Source organism: Bacillus sp. SN32 (assembly GCF_002837495.1).
GTDB classification, from domain to species: Bacteria; Bacillota; Bacilli; order Bacillales; family Bacillaceae; genus Bacillus; species Bacillus subtilis.
In genome coordinates, this window is record NZ_PJCT01000007.1 from 25848 (window position 1) to 44448 (window position 18601).

16 protein-coding genes and 1 pseudogene are annotated in these 18601 nt (G+C 43.9%); 8 read left to right on the forward strand and 9 right to left on the reverse strand.

What is annotated here, in order from left to right; genetic code table 11:
- Positions 1 to 18: 18 nt before the first annotated feature.
- On the forward strand, positions 19 to 990 hold the full coding sequence (locus CW370_RS19335; protein ID WP_003234032.1) for an SPFH domain-containing protein: 972 nt from the start codon (positions 19 to 21) through the stop codon (positions 988 to 990).
- A 46-nt stretch (positions 991 to 1036) separates the two neighbouring features.
- Here the strand turns inward: CW370_RS19335 and CW370_RS19340 are convergent, their stop codons facing one another.
- Positions 1037 to 2062: a potassium channel family protein gene (locus CW370_RS19340; protein ID WP_019712786.1), complete on the reverse strand. Its 1026-nt coding sequence runs from the start codon at positions 2060 to 2062 to the stop codon at positions 1037 to 1039.
- 583 nt (positions 2063 to 2645) lie between these two features.
- Between CW370_RS19340 and iolT the strand changes: the two genes are divergently transcribed.
- The gene (iolT, locus tag CW370_RS19345; protein WP_019712787.1) at positions 2646 to 4067 is read left to right on the forward strand and encodes a myo-inositol transporter IolT; all 1422 of its coding nucleotides are present in this window, start codon (positions 2646 to 2648) and stop codon (positions 4065 to 4067) included.
- Between the two features lie 47 nt (positions 4068 to 4114).
- On the opposite strand, the gene bdhA is transcribed toward iolT, so the two are convergent.
- On the reverse strand, positions 4115 to 5155 hold the full coding sequence (gene bdhA / locus CW370_RS19350) for a (R,R)-butanediol dehydrogenase (RefSeq protein ID WP_029946299.1): 1041 nt from the start codon (positions 5153 to 5155) through the stop codon (positions 4115 to 4117).
- Between the two features lie 437 nt (positions 5156 to 5592).
- Between bdhA and walM the strand changes: the two genes are divergently transcribed.
- Together walM and CW370_RS19360 are read left to right on the forward strand one after the other, a co-directional pair.
- A complete protein-coding gene (walM, locus tag CW370_RS19355; RefSeq protein ID WP_003234013.1) occupies positions 5593 to 5964 on the forward strand; it encodes a cell wall metabolism protein WalM in 372 nt (123 codons plus the stop codon).
- 65 nt (positions 5965 to 6029) lie between these two features.
- Complete coding sequence (locus CW370_RS19360; protein ID WP_024571791.1) at positions 6030 to 7076, forward strand: PD40 domain-containing protein; 1047 nt, start codon at positions 6030 to 6032, stop codon at positions 7074 to 7076.
- Between the two features lie 33 nt (positions 7077 to 7109).
- On the opposite strand, the gene CW370_RS19365 is transcribed toward CW370_RS19360, so the two are convergent.
- From CW370_RS19365 to CW370_RS19395, 7 genes and pseudogenes are all read right to left on the reverse strand, one after another.
- Positions 7110 to 7268, reverse strand: a complete 159-nt coding sequence (locus CW370_RS19365) for a hypothetical protein (RefSeq protein WP_003243985.1) — start codon at positions 7266 to 7268, stop codon at positions 7110 to 7112.
- A 189-nt stretch (positions 7269 to 7457) separates the two neighbouring features.
- Positions 7458 to 7667, reverse strand: coding sequence for a cold-shock protein (locus CW370_RS19370; RefSeq protein ID WP_003234008.1), 210 nt, complete (start codon positions 7665 to 7667; stop codon positions 7458 to 7460).
- 82 nt (positions 7668 to 7749) lie between these two features.
- Positions 7750 to 8565, reverse strand: a complete 816-nt coding sequence (locus tag CW370_RS19375) for an alpha/beta fold hydrolase (RefSeq protein WP_024571790.1) — start codon at positions 8563 to 8565, stop codon at positions 7750 to 7752.
- Between the two features lie 12 nt (positions 8566 to 8577).
- The gene (locus CW370_RS19380; protein ID WP_024571789.1) at positions 8578 to 9567 is read right to left on the reverse strand and encodes a DUF4003 domain-containing protein; all 990 of its coding nucleotides are present in this window, start codon (positions 9565 to 9567) and stop codon (positions 8578 to 8580) included.
- Between the two features lie 98 nt (positions 9568 to 9665).
- Positions 9666 to 11207 carry an outer spore coat copper-dependent laccase CotA gene (cotA, locus tag CW370_RS19385; protein ID WP_024571788.1) on the reverse strand — a complete coding sequence of 514 codons (1542 nt, stop codon included), beginning with the start codon at positions 11205 to 11207 and terminating at the stop codon, positions 9666 to 9668.
- Between the two features lie 151 nt (positions 11208 to 11358).
- On the reverse strand, positions 11359 to 12768 hold the full coding sequence (gene gabP, locus CW370_RS19390) for a GABA permease (RefSeq protein ID WP_024571787.1): 1410 nt from the start codon (positions 12766 to 12768) through the stop codon (positions 11359 to 11361).
- Positions 12769 to 12805: 37 nt separating this feature from the next.
- Positions 12806 to 13093 (reverse strand): annotated as a pseudogene (locus tag CW370_RS19395) (hypothetical protein).
- A 73-nt stretch (positions 13094 to 13166) separates the two neighbouring features.
- Here CW370_RS19395 and mneS point away from each other — a divergent pair.
- The 4 genes from mneS (at position 13167) to CW370_RS19415 (ending at position 18578) form a co-directional block, all read left to right on the forward strand.
- Positions 13167 to 14039 carry a manganese transporter MneS gene (gene mneS, locus CW370_RS19400; RefSeq protein ID WP_015382984.1) on the forward strand — a complete coding sequence of 291 codons (873 nt, stop codon included), beginning with the start codon at positions 13167 to 13169 and terminating at the stop codon, positions 14037 to 14039.
- Between the two features lie 151 nt (positions 14040 to 14190).
- Positions 14191 to 15153: an AAA family ATPase gene (locus CW370_RS19405; protein ID WP_024571786.1), complete on the forward strand. Its 963-nt coding sequence runs from the start codon at positions 14191 to 14193 to the stop codon at positions 15151 to 15153.
- Complete coding sequence (locus CW370_RS19410; RefSeq protein ID WP_101169916.1) at positions 15153 to 16349, forward strand: DUF58 domain-containing protein; 1197 nt, start codon at positions 15153 to 15155, stop codon at positions 16347 to 16349. The genes CW370_RS19405 and CW370_RS19410 overlap by 1 nt, the downstream gene beginning before the upstream one ends.
- 21 nt (positions 16350 to 16370) lie before the next feature.
- Positions 16371 to 18578: a DUF4129 domain-containing transglutaminase family protein gene (locus tag CW370_RS19415; RefSeq protein WP_101169917.1), complete on the forward strand. Its 2208-nt coding sequence runs from the start codon at positions 16371 to 16373 to the stop codon at positions 18576 to 18578.
- Positions 18579 to 18601 lie beyond the last annotated feature (23 nt).

The window sequence follows — 18601 nt, forward strand, 5'->3', positions numbered from 1 at the left end:
AGAGAAGGGAGAGGCGTAATGTCGTTTTTCAGAAATCAATTAGCGAATGTAGTAGAGTGGGAAGAATTTAGAGATGATATGATTTTTTATAAATGGAACAATCGTGAAATCAAAAAAGGGAGCCGTTTAATCATTCGTCCCGGACAGGATGCTGTCTTTTTGAACAATGGGCGGGTTGAAGGAGTCTTTCAAGATGATGGCGATTATGATATTGAATCAGAAATTATTCCATTCCTTTCAACGTTAAAGGGCTTTAAGTTTGGCTTTAACAGCGGCATGCGAGCTGAGGTGCTGTTTGTCAATACGAAGGAATTTACCGTAAGATGGGGAACAAAACAGGCGATAAATATTCCGGCAGCGGGAATGCCAGGCGGGATGCCCATTCGCGCAAACGGCACATTTAATTTCAAGGTGCAGGACTATATCAGCCTGATTGATAAAATCGCTGGCGTGAAAGATCAATATTTTGTAGAGGATATTAAAACCCGTATCATTTCTATTCTGGATCAGCTTCTCATGAAGTGGATCACAAGAGAAGGGAAAGATATGTTTAATCTTCAAGCAAACGCTTTTGATATTGCCAAGGGAATTCAAGAGGACTTAGATATGCAATTAATAAGCGACGGGATGACGGTCACTGGTTTTCAAATCATGAGCTTTAATTATCCTCAAGAGGTTCAAGATATGATTACAAAGAACGCTTCCTACGGTATGGTTGGGGATGTGAACAGATACCAGCAAATATCAATGACGGATGGAATGGCATCCGGAAAGATGAGCGGAGGCGGAGCGGCTTCGGATATGGCTGGAATGATGATGGGAATGAATATGGCCAATCAGATGATGAACCAAATGAATCAAAATCAGCAGGCACAGTCATCAGGCCCACAGTCAACTGGCAGCGGAAGCAAACCGAATTTCTGTCCAAACTGCGGAACAAAAACGGGCGAAGCCAATTTTTGTCCGAATTGCGGCCAGAAGCTTGTATAAGACTCATACAGTGAAAAGTCCGGAGTGATCAGCACTCGGGACTTTTTTATTTAGGAGAATAAGCGTTACCTATTGCTTGCTCCTGAACAGGCCATTTTCGAGCCCCCGCTTGGATAATTCCCAGCAGCAATTGACGACGTTCCTTTATTGAATTTACGGCAATTTGAAATGTTTGCTTTGATAAAGCCGGTATGCCTGATTGTTGAAGCTTTGAGATGTCTGGTTCCGGCGGCGCTTGTTCTGCAGGATGGATATAGGCAGTATGAACGGTATCCAGATAGTTTTTGATACTTGAGCGCGCTTCTTTGATATGAAGCTGATTCGGCTGATATTGTTCAGGAATTCCGTATTTGAAAATGGTTAGAGCCTCATCCAATACAGCAACAGCTATAATGGATGATTCCTGATGCTGCGTGCTGTGGTAAAAATGAAGGATGGGGAAGGCGTTATGCTGAGCGGTCAGCTTTCCCAGTTCTGATGAGGCAGCGACAAGAAGAAAATCAATGTCGTGAAAATCTTTGCCATTCCATGCATTATGGACGATTTCTGTTCCGTCATGCCCTAGACTTAATACACTTTGGGCAAAGGAGCGTTTTTGATTAACCGCACTCAAGACGGAAATCAAATACGTGACAGAAAACGTGATCGTAAGCAGTCCTTGAGCTGTTTCAATAATCGTGACAAGCTTCCATAGGCCTCCGTTCGGAGCGAGGTCGCCATTTCCTAATGTAAACATGACATAGCCGGAAAAATAAATTCGGTCTGACCAGGAAGCCGGTTCTTTTGATTGAGTTTCCATAAGTGAGTGAGGGTCACTCGAGTAAATCAAAACCCACCCGCCCCAAAATAGACTGATCCATATCACTAACGTCAGGCATAACAGCAGAGGACCAGCCATACTTAGAACCTTTGCGTGGTCACCGCTGATTTTGCGGCAGCCCTTCCACAGCCAGGCAGACAGGCATCTTGTGATCGGGCCTGCACCGCTCTCTAACCATAACGTGGTCCATAAAAAATCAATCATCCCCGCTGTCAATAATAAAAGGCCTGCAATGATATAACCCTCATTCATTTTGGTTGCCTCCCTTAAGTCAGCCTTCTTTTATTTTCTTCTCTATTTCCTTTTATCCTGAGTCTGAAACAATTGAACGAATGTTTGATTTTACAGAGAAAAATAGGTGGGAGTTACCCAACACTTACTCATTTTTCGATATGAACAGAAAATCACAGGATTTTTGACTTGATTCACACATTTTCATGAAGAAAAACGTTCATTTTCCCCTTGAATTGGTGATTTTCCTTTTATAGAGTAAAAAATTTTCAGAAATTTATATTGACTGAAAGCGTTTTTATAATTATGATAATATCAGATATAACAAAAATGTCACTATAACATCACTACAATTGAACTATTAGGTGACTAATAAATACCAATGAACGAGGTTATGCACAAAGAAATGACCATTGTTCTTTTAATGAGAAATGAAATCGCTTCCATCAGGATTGACATGCTAAGAAGAAGGGAAGGTTATGAGGTTATTGGATAAAAACATGAACAACTATTTTCTGAAGCCTGCTTACGAAATGTGAGGAAGGCAGCAGCCCTGGAATAAGTTTTTGACATACGCATTTTGAAAAAGACTGGGGGAAACAGTATGAATAAACAAGGCAATCAAATGTCATTTTTACGTACAATTATTTTAGTCTCCACTTTCGGCGGGCTTCTTTTTGGCTATGATACCGGTGTGCTCAATGGAGCTTTGCCGTATATGGGAGAGCCGGATCAGCTTAATCTCAATGCCTTCACAGAGGGTCTTGTCACCAGTTCACTTCTTTTTGGAGCGGCACTGGGTGCTGTGTTTGGCGGCAGGATGTCTGATTTTAACGGCCGCCGCAAAAATATTTTGTTCCTCGCTGTTATATTTTTTATTTCAACGATCGGGTGTACGTTTGCTCCAAATGTTACGGTCATGATTATTTCCCGTTTTGTGCTTGGTATTGCGGTCGGGGGTGCATCCGTAACGGTGCCTGCCTATTTAGCAGAGATGTCTCCTGTGGAAAGCAGGGGACGGATGGTGACGCAGAACGAATTGATGATTGTATCAGGACAGCTTTTGGCCTTTGTTTTTAATGCGATCCTTGGCACAACAATGGGAGACAACTCCCATGTGTGGAGGTTTATGCTGGTCATTGCGTCACTTCCAGCCTTGTTCCTGTTTTTCGGCATGATCAGAATGCCCGAGAGTCCCCGCTGGCTTGTTTCTAAAGGAAGAAAAGAAGATGCTTTGCGTGTATTGAAAAAAATCAGAGACGAAAAGCGGGCAGCAGCTGAGCTGCAAGAAATCGAATTCGCTTTCAAAAAAGAAGATCAGCTTGAAAAAGCGACGTTTAAAGATCTTTCGGTCCCATGGGTGCGCCGTATTGTGTTTATTGGATTAGGGATTGCGATTGTACAGCAAATTACAGGTGTGAATTCGATTATGTATTATGGGACTGAAATTCTAAGAAATTCCGGTTTCCAAACGGAAGCCGCTTTAATCGGAAATATTGCGAATGGCGTGATTTCGGTATTGGCAACATTCGTCGGAATCTGGCTGCTGGGAAGAGTGGGGCGCCGGCCGATGCTGATGACAGGCTTGATCGGTACGACAACAGCGTTATTGCTAATCGGGATATTCTCACTTGTACTTGAAGGATCTCCGGCACTTCCATATGTAGTCCTGTCATTAACGGTCACATTCCTTGCTTTTCAGCAGGGGGCCATTTCACCAGTGACTTGGCTGATGTTATCTGAAATTTTCCCGCTTCGCCTTCGCGGACTGGGAATGGGTGTTACGGTATTCTGTCTGTGGATGGTGAATTTTGCAGTCAGTTTCACGTTTCCGATATTGCTGGCAGCCATCGGGCTGTCCACAACGTTCTTTATCTTTGTTGGATTAGGAATTTGCTCTGTTCTATTTGTGAAGAAGTTTTTACCGGAAACGAAAGGACTTTCGCTTGAGCAGCTGGAGGAAAACTTCCGCGCTTATGATCACGGCGGGGCGAAGAAGGATTCTGGGGCTGAAGTGATTGGATAATTTAAAAAAGAATCCGCACCCGAGTGCGGATTCTTTTTGGTTTCAAATTAGTTAGGTCTGACAAGGATTTTAACTTGGTTTTTCTCTTTTATAAGAGCCCCGAAGCCTTCCTCGATCAAATCATCTAGTACGATTTTTTTCGTTACGAGTTTGTCAGCTGAGAAATAGCCTTCTTTCATTAATGACAGTACAGCCGGGAAGATGTCGCGGTATCCGATAATTCCTTTTACTGAACGTTCTTTGATCACGATATCGTTCGGATGGATTTCAGCACCTTTTTCCCAAATACTGACGATGACGGTTTCACCGGCGATTGTAGTGGACTGGATGGCTTGTCGTAACACCACTGGGACACCAGTGACTTCAAATGCTACGTCAACACCGCCTCCTGTACGTTCTGCAATCTCAGCGACTACATCGTCTGTTTTAGACGGATCAACGATGATCGCGCCAAGCTCCTCAGCTTTTTGCTGGCGTTCAGGAGAAAGCTCAACAGCGTAAATATCGGTTGCACCGGCAGCCTTCAGCGCTTCAATGACAAGAAGTCCGATCGGGCCGCAGCCGAATACAGCCGCTTTGTCGCCTGCTTTGAGTTTGCTTGAGCGGACAGCGTATAGAGCAACTGCAGAAGGTTCAACGAGCGCGCCTTGTTCATATGATAATTCATCAGGAAGTTTGAACAAAAGCTCTTCATCTACAGAGACGTATTCAGAGAAACCGCCGCCTCCGCCGGCTAAGCCGAGGAATCCCATTTGTTCATCAAGGTTGTAGGCGCCTTGGTGGCCGTGTGTAGCAAAAATCGGCTCGACTACGACGCGGTCTCCAACTTTATAATTTTCAACGCCTTCTCCGACTTCGACAACTTCACCGGAGAATTCATGCCCCATTGTGACAGGTGCCGTTTCATTTGTTAATGGGTGCGGTTTGTCAACCGGAATAAAGATCGGGCCGCCTAGATATTCGTGTAAATCACTTCCGCAGATGCCGCACCATTTGACTTTGATCTTTACTTTTCCCGGCTCCGTTTTTGGCTCTTCGATATGTTCAATACGGATATCCTTTTGGTTATGCCATCTTGCTGCCTTCATGGATTACCACTCCTATAACTTTTGATGTGAGTAATTCCGCACCGGTCAATATGAACTGTTCACAAAATCGCCATTTTTAAAACCAAAAAAGAAATGAAATTTTTATATAATATAATCTACGTTTTTTTGAAAAAAGAAACTTTGAAGAAAAAAGGGTCTCGCACACTCTTTTTTCTTTATATGAGAGTATCAATCGTTTACATAGCTATGAATTTGGTTTGAACAATACGGTAATGGTTCGTTCATATTGAATGCGACAACTACTCTATCAATAATTATAACGCTAATACTGCTATTATAATAGGATAATCTTCCATGGTTTATTTTAGCAGAGGTAACTTTTTTGACTTTGTAACATTACTGTAAGGATATTGAAATAAAAAATAGCTGGTTGATCGTGTATAATCTTCCTAGATGTTAACAAACAGGGGGACGAAATGTTGAAGAAAGTCATTTTAGCCGCTTTTATCTTAGTAGGAAGTACTTTGGGAGCTTTTAGTTTTTCATCAGATGCCAGTGCGAAACATGTGAACGGAAATATTACTTGGTATAATGGAGTCGGGAAAAAAGGCTCTTCAGGTAAGAAACTTGGACATTGGGATTGTGCGACCAAAATCGGATTTGATGTTCCTAGAAACGGGACAAAAATCAGAGCTTATGCAAAAGCGAAGCCTAAAAAGGTGATTACGGTTTATAAAAATGATGTTGGCAGAATGCCTAATGCAGTGCTGGATGTTAGCCCTAAAGCGTTTAAAGCGCTTGGATATCCATTAAGCAAAGGTAAAGTAGCGGGGCATTACAGCTATTAATGTACATATATAATCTGGAAAGCAAGAAGTCACATTCTTGCTTTTTCTATTGGTGGAGATAAAAGATGAAAAAAAGAATCATATTATTGTTAGCAGTGATAATAGCGGCAGCTGCCGCGGGGATTGCATTTTATGTTACAAAGGATAAAGGCCATGAGAAGGCTGCTGATGTTTCAGTCAATACCGAAAGCGGTGATGAGCTGCTGGTTTCAATTACAGATACGGATCTGCTGACAAAGTATTATGAAAATGACAAGGTGATCCATGAGGAGAAGCTGACCAGCTATCCGGCATTTGCCTTGGATCAAAAACAGCAGGTGCTCTATTATACGGGCAATAATGAACAGAATGAAATGAGGCTTTTTAAATTGGATCTGAAGTCTCATAAAAAAACGATGCTTTATAAAGGCGCGGAGAGTGCGGACAGTTTATTTTTATCAAAGGACCGTTCAACCATCTATTTCCGCTTAGGAAAAGCGGACGAAAGCAATTTTCGGATCGCCGCTTTTGATCTGAAGACGAAAAAGTATAAAAATCTTTATCCAGCCGCTAATGATCAGGATGACACCGTCAGCAGCTTCTTTTATAACCAAAAAAACGATTCATTTGCATTGCTTCATTATTCTGTAGAAGAAGACTACAAGAAAACAGATGAAGCAAACGAAAAGGGCATCGACCCTGAACCGACAACGATTCATTTTGCGGAAGGCCGACAAAATAAATTTAATGAGCTGAAAAGCCTGAACCAATTTATCAGCGATATTGCTGTTTCTGATGATGATAAACGTATTTTATTCACATCATATACGCAAAAAGGAACGGAGCAAACCGCTTCTATTCAAATGCTCAATGCGGATACGAAAAAATATGAAAGCATCATCTCAAATCAAAAATCATTTAAGCTGTTAATTGACGCACAGCCGCAGTTCTCTAAGGATGGGAAGAACATTTATTTTCTTGCCGAAGCCAAGGGGGCTAAAAAACTGAAGGATGAAACAGGGCGTGAAGCTAAGGTGCGGACGATTTATTCCTATAGCCTTGAAAATAAGACCTTCAAAAAAGTATGGGAAAATCCGAACGGCATCATCAACAGCTTTTCTGTGATTAACTAATAAAAACCACTCGGCATGAGCTGAGTGGCTTTTTTAATGGATGAGGTGCAGAGCTAATGATCCGAGCCATTTAAAGATATGAATCAGAGGTACTGACAAAAACAGAAGTTCAACATATGAGTTCATTGCAACATTCAGCTTTTTGAACGCAGCTCTTTTTTTCAAGTCTTTTTGCTGCTGGTTTGAGATCACGTTATCACTCCTCTTATATCCATATTATACCATCGAAACAGACAAAAAAGCCCTAAACGTTTACAGTTTTGGGCTTCTTTCTTCGTATTTGGCCTCTTGCAATGAGAGGCTTTTATTCTGAAATATAGAATTTTGTCTCCGTTCGGGGTTTGTTTGCTTGCAGGAGACTGCATTTGTTATAGGGAAGAACTAGCTTGTTTTCGTTTGGCTGTTGTTTTGGAGATTCACTAATGAACGGATGCCGTCGACCATTTTACTTCCGCATAAAGGGCACAATGGCGTATCACTGCTGGCGAAGTTTTTTCGGGTCCAGCCATTACAGTCTTCTTTTGTGCATTCCCAAGTACTCACATCTTCTTTTGGCAGCGGTTCTTGATTTCGTTTGTTATAGTAAGACATAAAGTCACTTCTTCCCTCATGTATTTTACTGCACACTTCTTATTGTCTCATACTTTTCCCTAATCTCCTAATTCCTTTTTCTTTATGACTTTCCAATAACCCCATCTAAAAAGGAGAGGAGTGTGCTGTTAAAAGCATCTGGCTCTTCTAAAAACGGGCAATGGCTGCTTTTAGGAAAGGTAACGAGTGTCGCGTTTGGAATATTGCTGCGCAAGTGTTCCCCAGCTGCTGTAGAGAAAAATTTCTTGTCTTCCCCGAAGCACAGCAATGTCGGCACATTGATGTTTTGGAGGGTGCCCCGGTAATCAGCGGCCGTTTGGTTAAATAAAATCGTGCTAGAAATGGCAGCCGGCTGTTTGAGGATTTCTGCCAGCATCCATTCTGTTTCGGTCTCGGCAGGCGGTTCTGCGAACATATTCTGGATGAAGCTTTCGTAGAAAGGCAGCGGGTCAGTTTGAATGGCGTGCATCGCTGTTTTTAAGCCGTCAAAATCAAATGGACCGTGTTCCCAGCCCTCCCATTGATAGTCCGAAGCGGATTGATCGATGATCACAGCGGCTTGAATGTTATCATTCCCAAACTGATTGAGATAATCCCATACGACAAAAGCACCCATTGACCAGCCGGCAAGAACGACATGATCAAGCTCCATTGCATTTAGAAATTCCCTTATGTCACGGGCATATTGGGAAATGGTGTGGCCGTGAAGCACTTTGTCAGATTCGCCGTGTCCTCTAAGATCAAGACGAATACATTGATAATTGGCAGAAAGCACCGAAAATTGTTTGTGGAAAAATTGTCCGCTCATCAGCACCCCATGTATAAACAGGATCGGCGTCCCGCTCCCGTGTGTTTCATAGTAAAGGCGTGTCTGATCTTCTAATGTGATGTATGGCATGTTTCTCCTCCTTTAGTTTCCATCATGAGTATGGCTGGCTGCTGTTGAGCTGATGATGACAGCTGTCGCGGCTGCCTGCTGCGCTTGAATGGCTGTTTCGATAGCGGTGTATAGTCCTGATTCCATCAGCAGATTTTTCTCCATATGCTCACTGAGATAGAGGCTGACAGCAATTTTAAAATTCATTTCCTTTTGCCATTTAAAAGCTTTTTCCATGTTTAATTCGTCAGTGATGCACAAAACGGTTTTGATATCTGGCTCTTCCAGAAATGTGAGGAGAGCAAGGTCTGGATAATGATAATCCTTTGGTTTTTTGACAGATTCAGTGATCGATTGATATATCTGTTTGCAAGCGGAAACAAGCATTTCGGGCTCTTTTTCACTTTGCAAGGCCAGAATATGGCTGACCTGATGTAAGTACTGTCCTTTTTTAAATCCGTTGGCTGCCAGCAGCTGATAGCATGTTTCCGCCTTCTGTAGCGCCTGCAAACCTTTTCCGTTTTCTCCAAGCAGTACGGCAAGCGGAACATTCTGAGTTGAAGTGAGGAAATAATGATTTTTCTTCATCTGCTGATAAACAGCTAGCCCCAAGTTCATCTGTTCTTTTTGGTTTGTCGTTTCAGATTTGCCGGTGAGCAAGATCAGAGCGGAAAGGTATGTGAACATATCCCGCTTATATCCTAGCTTCACCATTTCATTGTATACATCGATGAAAGTATGAAATGTTTGTTTTGCCTTATGCTGAAAATGAATGTCCAGAATAGATGCAACAGTAAAGCGGTGGTGTGAATTGAGTGTTGAGAAGCTGCCGATGTTTGATTTGATATAGCTGCTCAAATCATAAAAGCGCTGAAAATCAAACTCTCTTTTATTCACAATATATGCAGAAGAAATGAGCATTAATATCTGATCGTGTGAAACTTTCCATTTTAATTTTGATTTTAATTCAGCATAAATGGAAATGTATTGCTTTATTTTTTCATGTAGGTCGTGTGTCAGCATAAAAAGCAGCTCCTTTTTGCTGTTTTTACGTATTACGATAAATAGGGCCAAAGGTTTCATAAAGAAAAAACTTGCCTGCTAGAGGCAAGTTTGTCGGGTTATTTATGGGGATCAGTTATATCCATCGGTCTCATCATGTCATAGTCTTCATGCTCTAGAATATGGCAATGCCATACGTATCGTCCGCTGTACGGACCGAATGTCGCCGCGATTCTCAGGACTTCACCTGCATGCGCTTGAATGGTGTCTTTCCAGCCCTTTTCACTTGGCGGCGGCGGGACAGCCGGACCGGTATAGGACAATTCCCCGCTTTCTTGATAACGGGCGATATCAAACGGCCGCCGGTCTAATACACGGAAGGAGACTAGATGCAGGTGGATCGGATGTGTTCCGCGTGTCGGGTTGATAATGGACCATATTTCAGTTGTGCCGACTTTTGGTGCTTCTGTGACGGGATCGTGCCAGCGTTTGTTATTAAGCAGAAGGACGGGTCTGCCGTATTCGTCCTGGGTGCCTGCCAGTTTTAGCGTTCTGATGTTTTGTATTCTTTCATGCTGTACCGAAGGATATGAGGCGAGGTACTTCGGCTTTCTGCTTTCGTCTTTTTGTGCCAATGGTTTTGTGACTCTGAATTGCATGATATTCGCATCTGTTTCAGGATTGACGTCACCGCCGCAGCCCGCGCTGTTTGCCAAAATGATCGATTCTCCTTCATATGCTGTGAAGTCAATGATGATATCGTAACGTTCAGCAGGCGCAAGGCTGAAAGAATTCAGTTTAACAGATCGCGGCAGGAGCCCTCCATCTGAACCAATCTGAATAAACTCTCCGCCATTATCGAGTGACAGGTTATAGGTTCTTGTATTGGAGGCGTTGATGACACGGAATCGGTATTTCCTTGGCTCGACTTCCAAGTATGGCCATACCTTCCCGTTGACGAGTATGGTTTCTCCGCAAAAAGCCGGAACGATTGAAGGATTAGGCAGTGACGGAGAAGGGTTTTCCGGTGCGCTCGGATAAAACAAAGAACCATCCTCATTGATCGTGCGGTCTGTGATAAGAAGCGGCACATCGTATTCGTCTGAAGGCAGTTTTAAGTGTTTTTCCTTTGGGTCATGAATGATATAAGCACCGACAAGTCCGGCATAGACATTTAGCCTGGTGAGCGCCATGGCGTGATCGTGATACCACAATATAGCCCCGCGCTGCTGGTTTGGATAATGATAAACCTCTCTTTTGAAATAAGGTCCTGTTTGTTCAAAGTCTTTGGAAAACCAAGCCTCCGGATACCCGTCACTATCATCTGGCGTGACGCCGCCGTGTAAATGAACAACAGTCTTTACCTCGGGCTCTTCATGCTGGCTGTCACTGTGATGAATGGTGTGATCAATTGGAAGGAAATGCGTGGAAGGAAGGTTATTCATCCATTTTACATATACGTTTTCATTTCTTTTAACCTCAATGGTCGGCCCCGGAAATAAGCCGTTGTAGCCCCACAGGCGGGTTGGAGGGAGATCGCGATGGAGCTGATGAGTGCATTCCTCCATGGTGACTTCGTAGTATGTTTTTTCTTTTGATTGCTGTACTGGCTTTAGTGTATCTGGGATTGGGAGAGCATCCACAAATTTTTCAAGTGTCATTTTCATCTGTCCTTATCTAAATTTTCCAAATTGGTACTATAGTTAATGACAATAAGAACGTGATGGTTACAAAAAATCTTCGTGCTGCAGACTGCCCGAGAAAGAAAATAACAAAATCCTAAACGGCAGGCCGTTTAGGATTTGATCAGCATTAAGGCAGGATATCGGGCTGCTGCTGTGTAACTGGGTTGGCAGCCGCTTTCTCGCTCACCTTGCGTTTTCTGAACACAAGGTAAGAAATCAGAACGATTCCCGTGATGACGCCTGTCAGCAGCAGCTCGTCTCTCATGGAATCAATAAACGCCATGGACACTAAAATTCCGCAAATGGCGATGATGGTCAAGTAGGTTAGGAAAGGGAAGAGCCACATTTTGATCTTCAATGCTTCCGGGTTTGTTTTTTCGAGTTTTTTCCGCATTTTCAGCTGGGAAACAGCGATGACAAGATAGACGAGTAAAGCGATTGCGCCTGATGAGTTGACTAAGAATAAAAAGACGGTATCCGGTGAAAAATAGTTCATTACGACCGCGATATAAGAGAAAAATGTCCCGGCCACAATGGCTTGTACGGGAACGCCTTTTTTGCTCAATTTCATAAAACGGCGCGGCGCTTCGTTTCTTTCTGCTAGTGAATACAGCATTCTGGATGTGGTGTACAAACCTGAATTCAGGCAAGAGAGTACAGCTGTGAGGACGATAAAGTTCATAATCTGTGCGGCTGCCGGCACTCCTATATGCTCAAGTACAGCGACGAAAGGGCTTTCTAAAATATTTGCTGAATTCCATGGCAAAAGCGCCACGACAATGGCGATTGAGCCCACGTAAAAGACGATGATGCGCCATACAACGGATCTGGTGGCTTTTGTCACAGATTCGATCGGGTTGGATGTTTCCCCTGCTGCAATGGCAACGATTTCAGTTCCCATAAAAGAGAAGATGACAACGACAATGCCGAGCAATACGGAGCTGATGCCTTCCGGGAAAAATCCGCCTTTGCCTGTAAGATTCGATAAACCGACTGGCTCACTGCCCGGTGCAAAGCCAAAAATAAAGGCAAAACCAACGATTAGAAAAGCAATGATAGTCACAACTTTAATGAGGGAGAACCAATATTCAAACTCACCGAAAGACTTAACGGAGTAGACGTTTGTCAGGGTGAGCACAATGGTCAAGATCAAACTTGTCAGCCACAGCGGAATATCATGGAACCAGTATTGAATAATGCCAGCACCGGCAATGGCTTCGATCGCGATGACGATCACCCAGAAAAACCAGTACAGCCAGCCGATTGTAAATCCTGCCCACGGTCCGATGGCGTCATGAGCGTATTGAGAAAACGATCCGCTCGTCGGGTTTACGGCAGACATCTCACCGAGCATTCTCATAATAAAAATCACCAATAATCCGGCTAACGCGTAAGAAACAATGGCACCCGGACCAGTCGAGTGAATCACTGAACCGCTGCCTACAAACAGGCCGGCTCCGATTACACCGGCAATCGAAATCATTGTCATATGGCGGGTCTTTAATTCCTTTTTTAATCCTGATTGAGATTGGTTCATAAGTTACCTCCTTTTAAAATGCAATCATTACTGAATATTATGATAATTGAAACTCTATCATAAATATACAGTTTGTCGAAAATTCATGTGAGAAAATATAACGTTTTATTTCAAATTTGTAGTGTTTTGTTTGCGCTTTCAGCGAATGTGTGGAAAAAATGTTTCGTTTTTTATTCGCTGTGTGATTTTGCGTAATATTTACAATTCTATAGAATGCGAGAAGCGCTGGTGTCATTGGGTTTGATGGGCTTTTTGGCGGAGCAAATAAATTGGATTAGAGAAAAAGTGTTCCATCATCACTATTTTTCTGTGGCGGGTGAATCATGTTTCTGTAGACCCACTGCGGTTCAGCTTTGTAAGATAATAATAGGAAAATGTGAGCGGGGAGGAGGTTTTGTATGGAGAGATATGATGAACTGAAAAAGGGAGAATCCGGGGCGCTGGTCAGCATTGCCGCGTATCTTGTTCTTTCCGCAATTAAACTGATCATCGGTTATCTTTTTCACTCGGAAGCACTTACGGCAGACGGGTTAAATAACACAACTGACATTATTGCTTCTGTTGCTGTGCTGATTGGCCTGCGCATCTCTCAAAAGCCTCCTGACGAAGATCATCCATACGGCCACTTTCGAGCGGAAACGATTGCATCGCTTATCGCATCGTTTATTATGATGGTTGTCGGACTGCAAGTGCTGTTCAGCGCCGGAGAATCTATTTTTTCTGCTAAACAAGAGACGCCAGATATGATTGCGGCTTGGACGGCAGCGGGCGGGGCAGTCCTGATGCTGATCGTTTATCGGTACAATAAAAGGCTGGCCAAAAAGGTGAAGAGCCAGGCGCTCCTTGCTGCGGCTGCTGATAATAAATCAGACGCATTCGTCAGTATCGGCACATTTATCGGCATTGTGGCTGCTCAATTCCATCTTGCTTGGATTGATACGGTCACTGCGTTTGTGATCGGTCTGCTTATTTGCAAGACCGCATGGGATATTTTTAAAGAGTCATCTCACTCTTTGACAGATGGATTCGACATAAAGGACATTTCCGCTTATAAACAGACAATCGAAAAAATCTCCGGTGTGAGCCGTTTAAAAGACATAAAAGCAAGATACTTGGGCAGTACGGTTCATGTTGATGTGGTGGTTGAGGTATCGGCAGATTTAAATATTACGGAAAGCCACGATATAGCCAATGAAATTGAGCGGAGAATGAAGGAGGAGCATGCGATTGATTATTCGCATGTTCATATGGAGCCTTTAGAACACAAATAATTGAGCTTCCTGCCACAGGAAGCTTTTTTTGTGTGTTTTGGCCAGCTTTATTGGAAACAATTTGCTAGAATCGTTTTTTTATACAGATTGCTTTTTGTGGTAAAGTTAGGTTACATTATGATGAATTTTGTAGATGACTAGGAGGAAAAGAATGGCATATCAAGAAGACCTGCATCCTTTGCTGGGGAAAGCAGTTGAACATATTAATAGAGTAATGGTTGGAAAACGAGACATCGCCATACTCAGCTTAGCAGCCCTTCTTGCCAAAGGGCATGTGCTGCTTGAGGATGTACCCGGAGTCGGAAAAACGATGATGGTCCGCGCGCTGGCAAAATCAATCGGCGCCGATTTCAAAAGAATCCAATTCACTCCGGATTTGCTGCCATCTGATGTAACAGGGGTATCTATCTATAATGCGAAAACGATGGAGTTTGAATATCGTCCCGGCCCGATTATGGGAAATATCGTGCTGGCCGATGAAATCAACCGTACCTCTCCGAAGACACAGTCGGCTTTGCTCGAAGCGATGGAAGAGGGAAGCGTCACGGTAGATGGCCATACGATGCAGCTTGCCGATCCGTTTTTTGTGATGGCAACGCAAAACCCGGTCGAATATGAAGGAACCTATCCTTTGCCGGAAGCCCAGCTTGACCGTTTTTTATTCAAACTTCGGATGGGTTATCCGTCCTTTAATGAAGAGCTTGACGTCTTATCTCTTCAGGAAAAAAGCCATCCGATTGAGACGCTTGAGCCGGTTATTGCAAAAGAAGACTTCATCCGTTTACAGCGGGAAGTGCAGAATGTCCGTGCTGATGACAGCATTAAGGAATATATCGTTGAAATCGTGCAGAACACGAGACAGCATCCTTCTGTTCAATTAGGCGTCAGTCCGCGCGGCTCAATCGCCCTCATGAAAGCGGCACAGGCATACGCGCTGCTGCATTATCGCGACTATGTCATCCCGGATGATATTCAATATTTAGCTCCTTTCACGCTGCCGCACCGGATGATGCTTCATCCTGAGGCGAAATTTGAAGGGATTCAGGCAGAAGCGATTGTAAGGGAGATCATGTCAGCTGTGAAGGTGCCGGTTCAAAGGTCGTCGGTCCGCTGATGAATAAGAAATGGCAATGGCTCGTTTATGGTTGGAAGCTGATTATATTAACTTTATTGACGGCTGCTGTTTTTTCTTATGCGATGTTTCAGGGCGGCTTTGTCAGCTGGTTTTTGTTTTACGCGTTTCTCCCTTTTGTCTTGTATGCCGGGCTGCTGGCCTTGTATCCGCTCCGTTCTTTTCAGGCTTCACGGCAAATGGATAAAACACAATCGCATGCCGGGGACAGGCTGGGCGTAACGGTTACGCTGAGAAGGAAGCTGCCGTTTCCCCTGATGTATATGGTAATTGAAGATTGCCTGCCAGAAGGAATTGAGTCCTTCAACCGAGACAAAACCGCGGCCAAACGGCTCGTTTTTCCTTGGTTTAAACGGAGCATGACGATGTCCTATGAATTAGCTCGGGTACCGCGCGGAGAGCATCACTTTCATTCTGTCAGGGTGCGAACCGGGGATGTTCTTGGCTTGATTGAAAAAACAGCATTTTTTGAGCTGGATGACACCCTGTTTGTTTATCCATTCTTTCAGCGTTTTTCCTATCAGGTGAATGAGAGGCATCAGGAAGACGGTGTAAGCGGTTCTTCTCCTATTCATCAGCACCATTCCTCAGTCGCAGCAAGTGTGCGGAATTATCAGCCGGGAGACCGATTTGCTGCGTTAGATTGGAAGACATCTGCACGGCGGAGCCAGCTGATGACGAAGGAATTTGAGCCTTCTCGCAGCAAAAATCTATTTCTGCTGATGGACCGTTTTTCCTCAGACGCATTCGAAGAGGTCGTTTCAGTGACAGCTTCGATTCTTCATTCTGTTTTAAAAAACGGCGCGGGTGCTGGCTTGGCTTCCATCGGAAAGGAAAAAAACATTTTCCCTATTCAGGAAGGGGATCAGCATTTTAAGCACATGCTTCGGCATTTAGCCATCGCTCATTGTGATGCGGCAGACCCGATAAGCCGATATGCACGGGAAGAGCTGGGAAAGCCATCTGTTCGCCAAGCTGATCAAGTTGTTGTCACGGGACAGTTAACGGAAGATATGCTGCACCTCGCAGAAATAGGAGGTGGCCGGGTTACGGTGATACTGGCAAAAGAGAAAGATGCTGAGCTCTCTCAAGCTGAAAATATCATGATTGAACGCATGATGAAACGCCAAATCAGAGTTCGGGTCATGAGGGGCGGGCGAGTTTCGCGTGTTGTTTAGAAAGAGAGGTGACTGGTTCACATGCCGCACGATGATCACAAGGGAAGCCGTTTGAGCTTGCTGTTATTTTATTTTCTGGCTTTTTTATTGCTGTGGGAGTGGCTTAGGCCGCTTGACAGTTTTACTGAAACGAAACATACAGGCTTTTTTAGTGTCTTTATCGGCTTGACGTTTCTGCTGACTTTTTTCAGGATGAGGTGGTTTGTCACCGTTCCTTTTTGTGTCATATTTACATTGATCTCGATACACATCCTGTTTTATCAAGGATCTATATTCGACTTGAGCTGGGTAAGCTCTTTTTTGCAGGATGTCTATCTGAATATCACGCTGATTCAATCTGGGCAATGGAATGACATGATTCCTTCATTTCGGACCCTGCTGTTTTTTGTGCTGCTGTGGCTGCTGGTCTATCTCCTGCATTATTGGGTGATTTACCAGAGAAGAATTTTGTTTTTCTTTATGATGACAGTAGCGTATATTACGATTCTTGATACCTTTACGCCATATGATGCTACTTTTGCCGTCATCCGTATCGTGCTGATCGGCTTCTTTATGCTGGGCCTTTTATACTTGGAACGCATTAAGCTGATGGAAAGAATCACACTGCCAAAAACATCTGTCCTGAAATGGTTTCTTCCTTTATCTGTATTGGTTTTGGCTGCAACGGGATTCGGACTCGCCGCTCCAAAATCAGATCCGGCCTGGCCTGATCCGGTGCCTTTTCTTAAAAAAATCACTCATCAAGACCGCGTGTCTGCAGGGGAAAGCAAAATCGGATACGGGAATCATGATGAATCACTCGGCGGCCCGTTCCAGCAGGATGCTACACCTGTTTTTACATGGCAGGGAAAAGAGCGTACGTATTTCCGTGTGGAAACGAAGGATACGTATACCGGGAAAGGCTGGATTGAAACAGACACAGGCATGTCGTATCAGCTTAGCAATGGAAAAGTTGAAAATCTGTGGTTTGACCATAAGGTTGCGACAGAGCGCCGCACCGTCCGTGTAAAAGTCGATAAGCACTACGGGTATAACCATCTGATGTATCCGATTGGTGCGGAAATCATTCAGCCAAAGCAGGCTGTCTCACTTGAAATGAACGGCAACACGGAGCAAATTTCTCCGATCAGTGAACAAGCCGGTGAAATCAGAAATATGGGGAATTATACTGTAACGTACAATTCCCCGGTCTATAAGCTGGATGAACTGAGAAAGGTAAAAGTGAGAAAAAACAGTGAGGAGTACACATTCAGCGATCGCTACATGCAGCTTCCAGATTCACTTCCAGAGCGGGTGAGAACCCTTGCGATCAAACTGACTCAGGATCACGACAATATGTTTGATAAGGTGAAAGCGGTTGAGGACTATTTAGGGTCAAATGCGTTCACATATGAAACAGAAAACGTGACCATTCCGAAGAATGATGAAGATTATGTCGATCAATTTCTCTTTGAAACGAAAATGGGTTATTGTGATAACTTTTCTTCCGCCATGGTGGTGCTCTTGCGCTCGGCCGGGATTCCGGCCCGCTGGGTAAAGGGTTATACGTCCGGCGAATACAAAGAAGCAGGAAACAAAAATGGCAACATCTACGAAGTGACAAATAACAATGCCCATTCCTGGGTAGAGGTGTATTTCCCGGAACAGGGCTGGGTTACATTTGAGCCGACTAAAGGGTTTACAAATCCGGCTGAATTTACTTCTTCTGACACAAAGGACTCCGGCAGCGATAACAGCAGCTCGCCGAAGAAAGCAAAACAGAAAGAAGAGAAAAAACAGCCGCAAAAAGAGGAAAAACAAAAGGAAAAGCGGGAGCCAGCTGTTTCTAAAAAGCCGTCCGCTTCACATACCAATGCCGGTGCGGGCTTGTATGCAGCGCTTGCGATTCTTGCAGTCCTCCTGGTGGCAGCTGTATTGCTGTATGTTTTCCGCTCGTTATGGATTCCTGTTTTCGCCGTGAGGAAACTGAAGCGGCGCAGCGATCAGCACGCGTTTTTTGAGGCATATGGCGCGCTGCTGAAACAACTGAAGAGAAAAGGACTGCCGAAACGAGACAGTGAAACGCTGCGTGATTATGCAAAACGAATCGATGAAAAATACGACATAGAAGACATGTCAAAGCTGACATTAAGCTATGAAAGGGCGCTTTACAGAAATGAAGATTCTTCAGCGCTTTGGAATGATTCCAGAGAGTTATGGGAAAATTTAATTAAAAGAAGATGGTCTTGACCACTTATCGACGTGTTGTTAGA

What these genes read in the sequence shown, in the direction of transcription:
- bdhA (WP_029946299.1), bottom strand. Translation starts at nt 5,155, where the DNA reads ATGAAGGCAGCAAGATGGCATAACCAAAAGGATATCCGTATTGAACAT.
- cotA (WP_024571788.1), bottom strand. Translation starts at nt 11,207, where the DNA reads ATGACACTTGAAAAATTTGTGGATGCTCTCCCAATCCCAGATACACTA.
- walM (WP_003234013.1), top strand. Translation starts at nt 5,593, where the DNA reads ATGTTGAAGAAAGTCATTTTAGCCGCTTTTATCTTAGTAGGAAGTACT.
- mneS (WP_015382984.1), top strand. Translation starts at nt 13,167, where the DNA reads ATGGAGAGATATGATGAACTGAAAAAGGGAGAATCCGGGGCGCTGGTC.
- CW370_RS19405 (WP_024571786.1), top strand. Translation starts at nt 14,191, where the DNA reads ATGGCATATCAAGAAGACCTGCATCCTTTGCTGGGGAAAGCAGTTGAA.
- CW370_RS19360 (WP_024571791.1), top strand. Translation starts at nt 6,030, where the DNA reads ATGAAAAAAAGAATCATATTATTGTTAGCAGTGATAATAGCGGCAGCT.
- CW370_RS19415 (WP_101169917.1), top strand. Translation starts at nt 16,371, where the DNA reads ATGCCGCACGATGATCACAAGGGAAGCCGTTTGAGCTTGCTGTTATTT.
- CW370_RS19375 (WP_024571790.1), bottom strand. Translation starts at nt 8,565, where the DNA reads ATGCCATACATCACATTAGAAGATCAGACACGCCTTTACTATGAAACA.
- gabP (WP_024571787.1), bottom strand. Translation starts at nt 12,768, where the DNA reads ATGAACCAATCTCAATCAGGATTAAAAAAGGAATTAAAGACCCGCCAT.
- CW370_RS19410 (WP_101169916.1), top strand. Translation starts at nt 15,153, where the DNA reads ATGAATAAGAAATGGCAATGGCTCGTTTATGGTTGGAAGCTGATTATA.
- CW370_RS19380 (WP_024571789.1), bottom strand. Translation starts at nt 9,567, where the DNA reads ATGCTGACACACGACCTACATGAAAAAATAAAGCAATACATTTCCATT.
- iolT (WP_019712787.1), top strand. Translation starts at nt 2,646, where the DNA reads ATGAATAAACAAGGCAATCAAATGTCATTTTTACGTACAATTATTTTA.
- CW370_RS19335 (WP_003234032.1), top strand. Translation starts at nt 19, where the DNA reads ATGTCGTTTTTCAGAAATCAATTAGCGAATGTAGTAGAGTGGGAAGAA.
- CW370_RS19340 (WP_019712786.1), bottom strand. Translation starts at nt 2,062, where the DNA reads ATGAATGAGGGTTATATCATTGCAGGCCTTTTATTATTGACAGCGGGG.
- CW370_RS19370 (WP_003234008.1), bottom strand. Translation starts at nt 7,667, where the DNA reads ATGTCTTACTATAACAAACGAAATCAAGAACCGCTGCCAAAAGAAGAT.